Source organism: Bacillus sp. RAR_M1_44, assembly GCF_020165935.1.
GTDB lineage: Bacteria > Bacillota > Bacilli > Bacillales > Bacillaceae > Bacillus > Bacillus altitudinis.
On the sequence record NZ_JAIUKX010000001.1, the window covers coordinates 1,912,264 to 1,926,067 of the forward strand.

12 protein-coding genes are annotated in these 13,804 nt (G+C 40.6%); 7 read left to right on the forward strand and 5 right to left on the reverse strand.

Annotation, left to right across the window (positions count from 1 at the left end; genetic code table 11):
* Nucleotides 1-98: 98 nt before the first annotated feature.
* The 3 genes from dnaB to LCD34_RS10165 form a co-directional block, all read right to left on the reverse strand.
* Nucleotides 99-1,463: a replicative DNA helicase gene (gene dnaB / locus LCD34_RS10155; RefSeq protein ID WP_003214779.1), complete on the reverse strand. Its 1,365-nt coding sequence runs from the start codon at nt 1,461-1,463 to the stop codon at nt 99-101.
* A 281-nt stretch (nt 1,464-1,744) separates the two neighbouring features.
* Nucleotides 1,745-2,701, reverse strand: coding sequence for a DUF4885 family protein (locus LCD34_RS10160; RefSeq protein WP_224558900.1), 957 nt, complete (start codon nt 2,699-2,701; stop codon nt 1,745-1,747).
* A complete protein-coding gene (locus LCD34_RS10165) occupies nt 2,698-3,645 on the reverse strand; it encodes a DUF4885 family protein (protein ID WP_056703845.1) in 948 nt (315 codons plus the stop codon). Before LCD34_RS10165 ends, LCD34_RS10160 begins: the two co-directional genes overlap by 4 nt.
* A 109-nt stretch (nt 3,646-3,754) precedes the next feature.
* On the opposite strand from LCD34_RS10165, the gene LCD34_RS10170 reads away from it, so the two are divergent.
* The 7 genes from LCD34_RS10170 (at nt 3,755) to LCD34_RS10200 (ending at nt 11,168) form a co-directional block, all read left to right on the forward strand.
* Nucleotides 3,755-4,612 (forward strand): hypothetical protein, encoded by an 858-nt coding sequence (locus tag LCD34_RS10170; RefSeq protein WP_008347513.1) that lies wholly within the window; start codon nt 3,755-3,757, stop codon nt 4,610-4,612.
* 498 nt (nt 4,613-5,110) lie between these two features.
* Nucleotides 5,111-5,992 (forward strand): alpha/beta hydrolase, encoded by an 882-nt coding sequence (locus LCD34_RS10175; protein ID WP_035390120.1) that lies wholly within the window; start codon nt 5,111-5,113, stop codon nt 5,990-5,992.
* Between the two features lie 209 nt (nt 5,993-6,201).
* On the forward strand, nt 6,202-7,827 hold the full coding sequence (locus tag LCD34_RS10180; protein ID WP_224558903.1) for an AraC family transcriptional regulator: 1,626 nt from the start codon (nt 6,202-6,204) through the stop codon (nt 7,825-7,827).
* A gap of 98 nt (nt 7,828-7,925) precedes the next feature.
* Nucleotides 7,926-8,891 (forward strand): iron-hydroxamate ABC transporter substrate-binding protein, encoded by a 966-nt coding sequence (locus LCD34_RS10185; RefSeq protein ID WP_035704087.1) that lies wholly within the window; start codon nt 7,926-7,928, stop codon nt 8,889-8,891.
* Nucleotides 8,892-8,980: 89 nt separating this feature from the next.
* Complete coding sequence (locus LCD34_RS10190; protein ID WP_224558906.1) at nt 8,981-9,769, forward strand: alpha/beta hydrolase; 789 nt, start codon at nt 8,981-8,983, stop codon at nt 9,767-9,769.
* An 18-nt stretch (nt 9,770-9,787) separates the two neighbouring features.
* Nucleotides 9,788-9,931 carry a YycC family protein gene (locus LCD34_RS10195; RefSeq protein ID WP_008347524.1) on the forward strand — a complete coding sequence of 48 codons (144 nt, stop codon included), beginning with the start codon at nt 9,788-9,790 and terminating at the stop codon, nt 9,929-9,931.
* 22 nt (nt 9,932-9,953) lie between these two features.
* Nucleotides 9,954-11,168: a CynX/NimT family MFS transporter gene (locus LCD34_RS10200; RefSeq protein WP_116306600.1), complete on the forward strand. Its 1,215-nt coding sequence runs from the start codon at nt 9,954-9,956 to the stop codon at nt 11,166-11,168.
* Nucleotides 11,169-11,369: 201 nt separating this feature from the next.
* Here LCD34_RS10200 and rplI read toward each other — a convergent pair whose 3' ends face one another.
* Both rplI and LCD34_RS10210 read right to left on the reverse strand, forming a co-directional pair.
* Complete coding sequence (rplI, locus tag LCD34_RS10205) at nt 11,370-11,819, reverse strand: 50S ribosomal protein L9 (RefSeq protein WP_007497423.1); 450 nt, start codon at nt 11,817-11,819, stop codon at nt 11,370-11,372.
* The gene (locus LCD34_RS10210) at nt 11,816-13,795 is read right to left on the reverse strand and encodes a DHH family phosphoesterase (RefSeq protein ID WP_017359884.1); all 1,980 of its coding nucleotides are present in this window, start codon (nt 13,793-13,795) and stop codon (nt 11,816-11,818) included. The genes rplI and LCD34_RS10210 overlap by 4 nt, the downstream gene beginning before the upstream one ends.
* Between the last annotated feature and the right edge of the window lie 9 nt (nt 13,796-13,804).

Sequence of the window (13,804 nt, forward strand, 5' to 3'; positions counted from 1 at the left end):
CGCTCTCTTTTTCTACCACTCCTCCTTATTTCGACTGTTTTTCAGTCATTCTTTCGATGTAGATGGATCAAAAAAAGCCCAGCTTCTTGAGCTGGGCTTTAAGCACCGGGCGGAACACCCGCATCGTCAAATCTTCTCTCTAAGTTGACGAATTTGTTATATTCTTTCACGAAAGCCAGTGATACCGTTCCAACTGGACCGTTACGCTGTTTCGCAATAATAATTTCAATAATGTTCTTATTCTCTGATTCTTTGTCATAGTAATCATCACGATAAAGGAACGCCACAATATCGGCATCCTGCTCAATACTTCCTGATTCACGAATATCAGACATCATCGGACGTTTGTCCTGACGCTGCTCTACCCCACGAGAAAGCTGTGATAAGGCAATGACCGGCACTTCAAGTTCTCTTGCTAGTGACTTTAAAGCCCTAGAAATTTCAGATACCTCTTGCTGACGGTTATCGCTTGATCGTCCACTCCCTTGGATGAGCTGTAAGTAGTCAATCAGGATCATACCAAGCCCGTTTTCTTGCTTCAAACGGCGGCATTTCGAGCGAATCTCACTGACTCTAATACCAGGTGTATCATCAATGAAAATCCCACTGTTTGATAGCGAACCCATCGCCATTGTCAGCTTACCCCAGTCCTCTTCTGTGAGATTACCGGTTCTTAGGTTTTGTGCATTGATATTTCCCTCGGCACAAAGCATACGCATGACCAGCTGCTCAGCGCCCATCTCTAAACTAAAGATGGCGACACTTTCATCTGTCTTGGTCGCAACGTTTTGGGCAATATTTAACGCGAAGGCTGTTTTCCCTACGGACGGACGAGCCGCTACAATAATCAAGTCATTTCGCTGGAAGCCAGCTGTCATCCGGTCAAGCTCTGAGAAACCCGTTGGAATCCCAGTGATATCACCTTTTCGATTATGAAGCTGTTCAATATTATCATATGTCTGAACAAGAACGTCTTTAATGTTTTGGAAAGCTCCTGAGTTTTTACGCTGAGCCACTTCCATAATGGTTTTTTCAGCATCACTCAATAGATCTTCTACTTCATCCTCACGCGTATATCCATCCTGTGCAATGGTTGTCGCTGTACGGATCAGACGTCTTAAAATGGATTTTTCTTCTACAATTTTTGCATAATATTCAATGTTTGCGGCAGTTGGGACAGAGTTCGCAATATCGGTTAAATACGAAATCCCGCCTACCTCTTCTAGTAAGTCTGTATTGGCAAGTTCTGATGTCACCGTGACAAGGTCAACCGGTTCCCCTCTATCACCAAGTACAAGCATCGCATTGTAAATCTTTTGATGCGACATTCTATAGAAATCCTCTGGAATTAATACTTCAGAAGCGAGCGTTAGCGCAGATGGTTCTAAAAAAACAGCACCTAATACGGCCTGCTCGGCTTCTATATTTTGCGGCGGCAGCCGGTCATCGAGAAGTTCCGTCATGCCAAGCACCGTCCTTTCATAAAAAAATACGCTACTCATCATTTTAACATTTTCATCAATAAAAAAGTGAAAAACATCAACTATAGTCAAAATTACCATGTCGATGTTTTGTTGAACAGCGAAACAACACACTTCAAATAGAAAAGACTCTGTAACATAAATTGTTATAGAGTCCTTTGTATCGCTAATGGAATTTGTAGCTGTTGTTCACACATGTGATCGATACTCCAACATGGCATGAACACGCACATGATCAAACCTTGCAAATATCAGGTGCGTTTTTAATCTATCGTTTTCTTAACTCCATAATTCACCTGTTGCCCAATGTCTTGTAAGGAGCCATTTTGATAACTAATAGATAACACCAAATCGGGAATAGAATCAAATCCGTTTTTGGCTAAGTCAAAGAGCTGTGCACCATAATGTGATGCAGCAATGCGGGCATTTTCTGCTGTGTATGGGTTTTTCAGAAGTTCTTCTTTGTAGATATCAAAAATGTTCGCTCCGGTATCCGTTACAAATTGACCGTTTACAATGCTTAAATCTTTTAAATTGTAGCCTGTCACCGTTTTGATTTGATTGACAAGGTGGAACTTTGCAAGTGAATCCGGCGTGAATTGAGTCGAATCATCATTTCTACTTTTCATAATATGAAAAAATAGTTCTCTTGTATTGTTACTTGTATTCAGTATATCTTCTATTTGTTTGGCTAGGGTTTCGTCTGTTGATCCACTCACCACTAATTTGAAATGATTTGGATCAATGGTAAAAGTTAAATTGGCGTTTTTAGGAATGTTCAAACCATTGGTAGAAAACAAAGCTTGCAGTTGTTCGTTCACCTTTTGGCGATTTAATAGTTTCTTTTCTACACTTTCCTGGGTAGGATCGTACCGTTTTTCATTACGGAAAATAGCATCATTGAAGTCATATTGTCCACCTTTATTATTCCTTGCCCAACTCATTTCCATCGTATAAGCAGCTTCTCTCTCCACTTTAGTTAGATCACTTCTGAAATAAGAAGAGTATGGATTTCGATACTTATCATATATATGGCTCTGGGGATCTTTGAATCGTTTATTTTGTTCATTTATTTTTTCGTATTTTTCATCTAATATTTTCATTCGTCTATCAGATTCGGTCATCACTTCGTTTGTACTTTTAATAGCTGATTGGCTATTGAAGTCGGTAAAGTTCTGATTGTTTAGAACAGTTGCTGCGTTTGATGTATTGATCTTCACTTTGATACTCCATAATTCACCTTTTGTCCAATGTCATATAATGACCCGTTTTCATACCCAATAGATAATACCAAATCGGGAATAGAATCAAATCCATTTTTGGCTAAGTCAAAGAGCTGTGCACCATAATGTGATGCAGCAATGCGGGCATTTTCTGCTGTGTATGGATTTTTCAGAAGTTCTTCTTTGTAGATATCGAAAATATTCGCTCCGGTATCCGTTACAAATTGACCGTTTACAATGCTTAAATCTTTTAAATTGTAGCCTGTCACCGTTTTGATTTGATTGACAAGGTGGAACTTTGCAAGTGAATCCGGCGTGAATTGAGTCGAATCATCATTTCTACTTTTCATAATATGGAAAAATAGTTCTCTTGTATTGTTACTTGTATTCAGTATGTCTTCTATTTGTTTGACCAGCGACTCGTCAGTTGTTCCACTCACCACTAATTTAAAATGATTTGGGTCAATGGTAAAAGTTAAATTGGCGTTTTTAGGAATATTCAAACCATTGGTAGAAAACAAAGCTTGCAGTTGTTCGTTCACCTTCTGACGATTTAATAGTTTCTTTTCTACACTTTCTTGGGTAGGATCGTACCGATTTTCATTACGGAAGGCGGCATCATTAAAATTATAATACCCTCCTCTCCCATGGTTAGCCCAACCAATTTCCATAGAGTAAGCAGCATCTCTTTCTGGTTTGGTTAGGTCACTTCTGAAATAAGGAGAGTATGGATTTCGATACTTATCAAATATATGACCATGAGGATCTTTGAATCGTTTGTTTTGTTCATTTATTTTTTCGTATTTTTCATCTAATATTTTCATCCGTCTATCAGATTCGGTCATCACTTCATTTGTACTTTTAATAGCTGATTGACCTTTAGAATCTATTTGGTTCAGATTGTTCGAAGAACTGGCTGTATATGACGTATTAATATTCATTTTGATTCTCCTTTTTTAAGAAAATAGTGATTATTAAATATATCGGCAATTCAGTTAAAATTTGTTAGTTTAATGTCGATATAGTAATTATTACAAGGAGGGTTAATATATGACAAATACTATCTTTAAACGTTTATTATTACCAGCATTATTATTGGCGCTTGTTACTAGTTTTTTTGCACCTAAGTCAGCGGAAGCAGCAATTACCGGGAATAACAGTCCTAACACTGCAAGTTCAATGGGATATTGGAAAAATAGTCGTTCAGACACGACAATCTTACCTGAAGGTGAAAATGAAGCGTATTATCAGTTTACGATCAATAAAGGTGAAAGAGTTTATGTCAGAAGTTCGTATAATAAGCAATATACTGGGATGAAAATCGAGGTTTATAACTCAAAATATTCTGATGCGAAAACAGAAGTAATTAATCCTGACTCAGTAACACCCTTTATTTTTGCAAATACTGGTGACGTGACTTCAACTTCAGAAACTTATTTTGTGAAAGTAACCCGTGGTACATATACCGGAGACATGTATTTTTCTGTTTCCATTCAAGATCGTATCAAATCTGGAAATGGGACATTCAATTTTACGGGGACGGCTACAAACTTGGGGAATTCTTCTTTAAATTTTTTAGGGGTTGATTCTTCTGTCATTACAATGGATTTAACGAACAATTCTTCTATTCCTAAAAGTGCAATTGTCAAATCGATTACGACAACTAGCACTCAAACACCTAACCAAGGGAATGTCACACACAAACTAATGGCTAGTGATAGTAACATTTGGTATCAATCACTTTTCTCCTCTGCAACAAGTGGTTCTTATCGTATATCTCTGGATGATCAATTAAGAGTCGCTCAAAAATGGAGCTTTAAGTACAACGCAAAAGCTACCGCGAGATCTACTATGAGCAATGTCAAAGCCGATATCCGTTACGAATATGATGTCACAGATGGATTTTAAGTGAATGATGTTAACAGATATGTACACCAATTGATCAAAAAGTAAGGGCACATCCCTTACTTTTTTTATTGCCTCATTTTTGATGTTATATGTTATTTCGCCACTTTTAAAACAGCCCCTCCTCTTTCAACACGCTCTCTAGCAGAACCCCGACTGACCATTTCATTTTGTTATGAATGAAAATGTTAAAAAGAAGAGTAGTGTATTTTTGTATGAAAGGACGGTGCTTGGTATGGCGGAACTTCTCGATGACCGGCTGCCGACGCAAAATATAGAAGCAGAGCAGGCCGCATCAATGAATTGGGCGAAATTAACATTTACATAACTTTATGAACATTTGACTTTATAATTAATAACTATTATTATTTGGTTTGCTCACATGATAATTGAGAATCATTTTCATTTGAAGTTTTCAAGTAATACTCTCATCCAACCAATATTCACAAGTCTGCTTTTATCACCATATGAGGATCATTTTGAGGAAGGGAATTTTTATATATGTTGAAACACCCTGAAGGAATGGGTACTGAGAATTCACTTTTCGGAGAAAGCCGCCCCTTTTTTATACCTGGGACGGAGCAACTGGATATCACAGCACACCCATACAGACTTTTTATATTTAAACCGAATGCTACTCCTCCAGCGGCTGGTTTTCCAGTCATGTACGTACTTGATGGAAATTCGCTTTTTGGCACAATGGTCGAAGCCATTCGTTTACAGTCAAGAAGACCTGAAAAAACAGGAATCATACCTGCAATCATTGTTGGAATTGGCTATCAAACAGAAGAATCCTATCATCCGCTTAGGCATTATGATCTCACTCTTACCGCCCCTGATGCTTCCATTGGGAGGAAAAGAAAGGACTTCTCCAACCATACATATGGCGGCGCTTCTACTTTCTTTTCTTTTTTAGAAATGACGGTAAAGCCCTATATCGAACAACGCTTTCCGATCAACCAAAGTCGTCAAACACTGTTTGGGCATTCTCTTGGCGGTCTTTTTGTATTACACACACTATTTGAGCACCCTGATGCTTATCAGACATATATTGCAGGGAGCCCTTCTATCCACTGGAACAAAAAATTATTTCTAGAAAAAGAACACCAATTCACCAACTATATACGTCAGGTGCCTATGGATGTCAGGCTGCTTGTAGGTGTAGGTGAGTTAGAAAAACATCATCCATGTCAAATGAATGATCATGCCAATTCACTAGCAAATCGTATGTTGCCTTTATCGTCATACGGCTTGCATACTGCCTATCACGAGTTCCCTGAAGAAGGACATACGTCCGTTTTGCCGGTGCTGATGAATTATGCTTTTCGTTTTGCACTCTATCATGATGATCCTTTAACAACCACAGACATGAAAAAAAGCTAGTGAACACACGAAATATAGTGATCTATCTCAAAAGATTGCCCTTATCACAGGCGCAGGACGGACAACGAATGCAAGTATTTCTCTATACCCTACGCACCCTGATCTCCATCAGGGTGCTTTTTTGACAGAATAAACACACCATTTTCCAGCTCTTTCTGATACAATTCAATTGAGAATATTTATCAATTAATAAGAGATCAGGTGGTTTTATGGGAAACAATCATCAATTATGTACAAAGGTAAATGCTGAACAATGCATTTATCGATTAACATATACTGAAAAAATAAATAATGCAGATCTTCCACATACGGAGCAGCAGTTGTCAGATACTTTCTGCCTCCTCTTCAACATAAGCGGCAGCGGTTTACTTACATTGAATGATCAAAGATGGCGATTGAAAAATCTGACACTCTATACGATGATGCCTGGGGAAACATTTATGTTGAAAACAGAGCCACATCAAAAACACGAGCTCTATCTGTTTCGCTTTCAGATGTACACGCCACAAGGTCAAAGCATAGAAGAAGTATCAACTGAACAAGCCCGATCTTTACTGAATGTATGGCAATTTATCGATATTAGCTCGATTGAACACATTCATTCTTTACTGTCCGACATGACAGCAGAATGGCAAAAACCTGAATCCATTAGCTTTTTTAGAAGCCAAACCCTTTTTCAACAGCTCATCCTGCAGCTTTTCACACTGCATAAAGAAGACATTTGTGACACAACACACGCCCTTTTCAAAACAAAACAATATATCGATCAACATTCCGAAGAACCTCTCAGCCTTACAAGTCTATCTCATATGGCTGGTATCAGCGCCAATCATTACAGCGAGCTATTTAAAAAGCATTTTGATGTGAGTGTCACTGATTATATCACCAAGAAAAGACTGGCTAGAGCCAAACAGTTCATGGTGAAAGGTCATGCAAAGCTCAAAGACATTGCACAGGACATCGGCTATCAAGACCCCTATTACTTTAGCCGTATCTTTAAGAAAAAAACGGGTATCACTCCTTCTGCTTATATGAAAAGCCGTCAACGGAAAATGGCTGCCTATGGCCATTCCATACTCGGTCAGCTCACACCCATTCATATCATCCCATATGCTGCCCCTCTTCACCCTAAATGGACAGCACATGATTTTGAGCATTATGCAGAAGAAATTCCGATTCATCTGAGTGCACATCGTATCAACGAGCACGCTGAAGCCAATTTACAGCAATTGAAGGAAGCACAACCTGAGCTGATCATTGCAAATGATCATGTGACAGAGGAAGAAAAACAAGCGTTGAAAACCCTCTGTCCTGTTCACTTTGTTCCATTCACACAATTGGATTGGCGCGCTCAATTCAGACAAACAGCTCTGTTCTTAAACGAAACGAGGGAAGCAGAAGAATGGCTGCTTCATTACGAAGAACTCGTCATTCAAGCGAAAAAGGCATGCCTTATTGATCATCCACCAAGAACCGTCCTGCCTCTTCGTATCTTTCAAGATCAGCTCTACTTATCTGTCAATCGCACCTTGTCAGAAGTAATTTTTCATGACATTGGCCTTCTGCCAGCTTTTCAGAATGATGGCCAGCTCATCGAAAAAAAAATCAGCATTCACTCTATACAGCAGCTAGACCCAGATGCCATCTTCCTCTTGTTGCATAAAGAACCAAAAACCATTGCTTTTTATCAAAAATTAAAGCAACAGGAGGCTTGGCAAAATCTCAAGGCTGTGACGCAACAAGCCGTCTATCCACTCGCTTCTGACCCTTGGCGTGAATACACAGCAGCCAGTCATCAACGAGTCATTCAGGACCTTTTATCTTTTTTTCCGTAAAAAGTCCATCACTAGACAGATGATTGTCTATGGATAAAAGGACGAATGACTACTACAATCTTTAATTGAGAACAATTATCAGTTAAAGGAGAAAACAAATGAAAAAATGGTTCGCATTGCTTATCCTTTGTATCATGACGATCATCGCAGCAGCCTGTGGTGCTGCAGAAAATAAACCGGCTTCAAACACAACCAAAAGCAAGTCAGCTGAAGCAGCAGAAACAAATATCAAATACTTAGATCAAACGTACAAACTGAAAACACCAGTGAAACGAATCGTTATTGCTGGAAGCCTAGAATCGATGGAAGATGCAAAACTACTTGGTATCGACCCTATTGGTGCTTCTACTGTAGGCGGCACTTTCCCTGAATTATTTAAAGACATTACAGCAAAAACAGAAGGCATTGGGGAAAAAACTGAACCAAACCTAGAAAAAATCTTAAAACTAAAACCAGACGTGATACTCGGATCAACCAAGTTCCCGCCTGCAACAATTAAAAAACTAGATAAAGTCCAAACGACGATCCCAGTATCACATGTCTCTTCCGACTGGGAAAGCAACCTTTTATTACTCGGTGAACTGACTGGAAAAAGTGAAGAAGCGAAAAGCATCATCTCTGATTATCAGAAAGATCTCAAACAAGCGAAAGAAACCCTGAAAGACAAAAGCAACAACAAAACAGCTGTCATTTTACGCATTAGACAGGGCGACCTATACGTGTACCCTGAAGACGTATACTTCAACTCTACCTTATATGGGGACTTAGGGTTTACAGCACCAAGTGATATCAAAAAAGCCAAAGCACAAGCAATGATTTCATTGGAACGCCTAGGTGAACTCAATCCTGATTATATCTTTGTTCAGTTCTCCCAAGAGGAAAACTCATCGAATCCAAATGCATTGAAGGACTTAGAGGGAAATAAAATTTGGAACAGCCTAAAAGCTGTGAAAAATGGGCACATCAATGAAAATGTCGTTGATCCTATGCTTCAGGGAGGAACAGCACTAAGCAAAACTACCTTCCTTGATCAGGCTGTCAAATGGCTAGATCAAACCAACTAAAAAGATGCGCATCTTGACAAAGGGCTAAACATTTTAGCCCTTTGTTCTTCTTTTCAGCGGAGCTTGAAAACTTGAAGGAGAGAATACACATGAACGGAACGTTTCTATATGACGAATTGAACGGGCGGCAGCTTGATATTTACCTTCCACCGGACACCTCTATTGATGTTCCAGCTGTCTTTGTACAAGATGGCTCTTCTTTATTTAGAACCCACCTGCTAGAGATCGAAAGCATGATTGAAGCCAAAACCATCTCGCCAATCATCATCGTCGGTATACACCCCTTCAATCGACTTGACGAATATACACCATGGAAGGCATCAGCACTGCATTCTGGATTCCCTGACTTTAAAGGTGAGGCACAGACATATGTGTCATTTTTAGCAAATGACTTGCTTCCATATATCAAAAGAGAATACCCAGTTAAACAGACCGGTCATGAACATAGCCACGTAGGTGCTTCATTAGGTGGGCTATTTGTTATTTATACCCTATTGATGCACCCTACCCTTTTTCAACGTATCGCATCTATCTCTGGGTCATTTTGGTATCGAGATTTTCTACCATTTGCTAAACAACAAAGCATTCAGTCTGTGGACCACCTTGTTTATTTGTCTGTAGGCAGTGAAGAAGGGAAAGGCAAAACATCTGCCCAACAGCACATGCCTTTATTCAACAAACAACTCCATGATCTTTTATTACAGAAAGGGATGCAGGAACGAAAGCTTCACTTTCACATTGAACAAGGAGAGGGCCACCATCTGAAACAATTTCAAAAAAATTTCTTATCGGCCATCAAGTGGTTTTATAAAAGAAAACCCAAATTTTTTATCAGCAAGTCACAAAGTCGATATGGTATATTGGAACGTATAGATTGAAAGAGGAGGGATTTGCGCATGAGACCTTTACAAATCTCAGCCGATACCGCACAAAAGCTTGCTGCATCACTCAATGTACCGTTAGAGCAAATCATGCATATGCCGCAGCACATCTTATTAGCTAAATTAGCGGAGCTTGAACAGAAGAAAGATCGTTCTTAAAGAAATAAAGGAGTTTACATTCATGGAACAACAACTAGAAAAATCAACATTTCATCCTCGCAGTACAGGGCAAACCATTTTGCTGATTGCTGGGATTTTACTCATTGCCTTTAACCTGAGGCCAGCCATTACGTCTGTTGGTCCTGTGATCGGTGCCATTCGTTCTGATTTACAGCTTTCAAATGGACTGGCTGGTTTCCTCACGACATTACCACTGCTCTCATTCGCATTGCTATCTCCCATTGCACCTAAAATCGGAAAACGTCTTGGGAATGAACGAACACTTTGGCTTGGGCTTGCTGTCCTGCTCTTTGGGATTGTCATTCGTTCATTGGGCAGCATCACCTTTTTAATGATGGGAACAGCGCTAGTCGGCGTCGGGATTGCGATTTGTAATGTGCTTTTACCTGGACTTGTGAAACATAAATTCCCTGCACATGCTGGATTAATGACAAGCGTGTATACGACATCGATGTCCGTTTTTGCTGCACTTGCATCTGGTGTCAGTGTTCCGCTCAGTCATGCGATGCCTGGCGGCTGGAATACATCATTCCTTGTCTGGGCCGGACTTGCCCTTCTTGCGATGATGGTGTGGGCGCCGCAGCTTCTTCATCAGAACACAGCGGCTGTCAAAAGCATTTCACTCAAAGAGCAGCCAATATGGCGTTCACGTGTCGCATGGCAGGTGACCTTTTTTATGGGCTTGCAATCATTCCTTTTCTACAGCAGTATCGCATGGTTTCCTGATATTTTGACATCACATGGCATGAACCTAGCGACAGCGGGATGGATGCTCTCTATTATGCAGTTCACTGGTCTGCCATCCACCTTCTTAACGCCCGTTTTTGCAGAAAAATTAAAAACGCAAAGACCGCTTGTCGTCGGCCTTGTCCTTGTGTATTTACTCGGCATGATGGGTCTCCTTCTCGGAGGGTCGACGCCTATTCTTGTCATCTCTGTGCTATTCATCGGCGTCGGACAAGGGGCCAGTATCAGTCTTGCCCTCACATTTATCGGATTACGAACAACCAATATGGAACAAGCAGCTGCCCTTTCTGGAATGGCGCAGTCACTCGGTTATCTATTAGCCGCTGTTGGTCCATTCATGATCGGTATCCTTTTTGATGCGACACATACATGGACGCCAGCCATTATCATCTTTATCATCGTCCTATTTTTCATGTTTATATCCGGTATGCGTGCTGGACGAAGCGTCTATATTTCAGATCCATCATAAACAAAGGGCTAAAATAAAGTTCATTTTACCCCTTTGTCTTCTTTTTAGCGTGATAGAAAACCTTTGCATTCTAGGAAGGACGAGTATCGGCGCGGAGCGAATTTGACATTCGTGAGCACCGAAACGCAGGACTGACACCGAATGCGATGGTTTGTCTACACGCTAAGAACCCGTCTCACGAGGAGACGGGTTCTTTTCTGTTTATGCTTGTTCTGTGACGTGCACTTTTAATGTTGCTTGTACTTCTGGGTGAAGCTTCACCGGTACATTTGTGTATCCTAACGCACGGATGGCATCATTCAACTCGATTTTACGCTTATCGAGTTTGATTTGATGTTCTTTTTGCAATTTATCAGCGATCTGTTTGCTTGTAATCGAACCAAATAGACGACCGCCTTCACCTGATTTAGCAGTGAGTTCCACTGTCAGCGCCTCAAGTGTTTCTTTTAATTGTTTCGCTTGCTCAAGCTCTTGGATGGCATTCTTTTTCTCTTTGTTTTTCTGCCCTTCCAATGCACTTAGGTTCGTTGGAGTTGCTTCAACAGCTAACCCTTGTTTGATGAGAAAGTTGTGAGCGTATCCGTCAGCTACATTTTTGACTTCGCCTTTTTTCCCTTTGCCTTTTACGTCTTTTAGAAAGATGACTTTCATCTTTGAACCCCTCCTTCGAAATATTCGTCTATGGCAGCTTTTAACTTCTCTACCGCTTCTTCAATGGTTATACCATAAATCTGGGTCGCAGCGTTAGTTAAATGACCGCCGCCATCTAATGCTTCCATAATAATTTGAACGTTGATATCCCCTAACGATCTTGCACTAATACAGACCGTATCGTCATCTCGCCTTGCGACAGCAAATGATGCTTCAACCTCACTCATCGACAAGAGAGAATCAGCCGTTTGTGCGATCGTAATTTGATCATAATACTCAGACCTGTCAGACGGCAAGGAAGCAATCGCTACCTGATTTTGATACAGCTCTGTATGCTGAATGAGCTTTGCCCGTTTGATGTAATGATCGACTGTCTCTTTCAAAAACTTTTGCACAAGGACAGGATCTGCCCCTTTTGCACGAAGATAGGATGCTGCATCGAACGTTCTTGACCCCGTTCTGAGGGAGAAACTCTTCGTATCCACGATGATCCCAGCAAGAAGTGCTGTGGCCTCAATCATGTTAATCCGCAATTTCTTCGGCTGATACTCTAACAGCTCTGTCACAAGTTCTGCTGTAGATGAAGCATACGGCTCCATATAGACAAGTAAAGGATCACGGATAAATTCCTCACCACGTCTATGGTGGTCAATGACAACGACGTTTTCGATCTTATTTAGCAGTCGTTCTTCCATCACAAGGGACGGTTTATGTGTATCTACGACCACAAGCAATGTGTCATCCTTTGCAAGCTCCATCGCTTCCTCAGGCGTGATAAAACGGGACCAAAGTTCTTCATAATTTTTAATTTCACTAATTAAGCGTTGAACGCTGTCCCCAATCTGGTTGGCATCAATGACGATGTAACCTTCTTTTCCATTCGCCTGAGCAACCTTTAAAATCCCGATCGAGGCACCGATAGAGTCCATGTCGGGGAACTTATGCCCCATGATCATGACATTACCGCTTTCAGATACAATTTCTTTTAAAGCATGTGAAATGACCCGTGCGCGTACTCGTGTCCGTTTTTCCATTGGATTGGTTTTTCCGCCGTAGAATTTCACTTTCCCATTCGGCTGTTTAATCGCTACCTGATCCCCGCCTCGTCCGAGGGCAAGGTCAAGACTTGACTGCGCAAGTGCGCCAAGTTCTTTTAAAGAAGGAACAGACGCACCGATTCCAATACTAAGGGTAAGCGTGGCGCTATGTGCCCCTGTTTTCTCACGAACCTCGTCTAAAATGGAAAACTTCGACGCTTCAAGCTCTGCTAAGATGCTCTCGTTTAATACCGCCATAAATCGTTCAGATGAAATTCTTTTTAGGAAAATGCCGTATTCTTGTGCCCAATTGTTTAACAGCGATGTGACTTCACTATTTATCGCGCTACGTACCTGATCATCAAGACCCTGCGTCACATCATCATAATTGTCTAAAAAGATATAAGATAACACCGTTCGTTCATTTTCATACTGTCTTTCAATCTGCACTTGTTCCGTGACATCAAAGAAATATAAAAGGCGCTCTGACCGTTTAATAATGACTTTGAATTTCCGGTCATTCAGCGTCACATTTTCTGTCTCAACCTCTTGTTTAATAAGAGGCACAATGGATTCAAATGTATCATACAAGGATCTGCCGACAAGTGTGCTTTCATGGAAGCACGAAGCGAGAAATGGATTGGTCCATTCGATATAATACTGGTCATTAAACAGCATAATACCAATTGGCATCTCCATTAATGCTTCTTCTCCAACCTTTTTGACTCGATAGGATAATGTTGAAATATATGAATCAATCTCTTTTTGTACCTGCGTATCTGCCCACTTTAAAAAGTAGAGCACACCCGCAAGGACTAAAAGACCAACCGCTCCTATGATCCAATTAAAATAAAGGTTGAGGAGGACTGTGATCACCGCAAGAACAATTAACGCGAAGATCGGATACTTGATGACAGGTTTTCGATAGAAGCTTGGCACTGATATCAA

Coding starts and splice junctions, on each gene's coding strand:
- dnaB (WP_003214779.1), bottom strand. CDS start 1,463: ATGACGGAACTTCTCGATGACCGGCTGCCGCCGCAAAATATAGAAGCC.
- LCD34_RS10165 (WP_056703845.1), bottom strand. CDS start 3,645: ATGAATATTAATACGTCATATACAGCCAGTTCTTCGAACAATCTGAAC.
- LCD34_RS10170 (WP_008347513.1), top strand. CDS start 3,755: ATGACAAATACTATCTTTAAACGTTTATTATTACCAGCATTATTATTG.
- LCD34_RS10175 (WP_035390120.1), top strand. CDS start 5,111: ATGTTGAAACACCCTGAAGGAATGGGTACTGAGAATTCACTTTTCGGA.
- LCD34_RS10180 (WP_224558903.1), top strand. CDS start 6,202: ATGGGAAACAATCATCAATTATGTACAAAGGTAAATGCTGAACAATGC.
- LCD34_RS10185 (WP_035704087.1), top strand. CDS start 7,926: ATGAAAAAATGGTTCGCATTGCTTATCCTTTGTATCATGACGATCATC.
- LCD34_RS10190 (WP_224558906.1), top strand. CDS start 8,981: ATGAACGGAACGTTTCTATATGACGAATTGAACGGGCGGCAGCTTGAT.
- LCD34_RS10195 (WP_008347524.1), top strand. CDS start 9,788: ATGAGACCTTTACAAATCTCAGCCGATACCGCACAAAAGCTTGCTGCA.
- LCD34_RS10200 (WP_116306600.1), top strand. CDS start 9,954: ATGGAACAACAACTAGAAAAATCAACATTTCATCCTCGCAGTACAGGG.
- rplI (WP_007497423.1), bottom strand. CDS start 11,819: ATGAAAGTCATCTTTCTAAAAGACGTAAAAGGCAAAGGGAAAAAAGGC.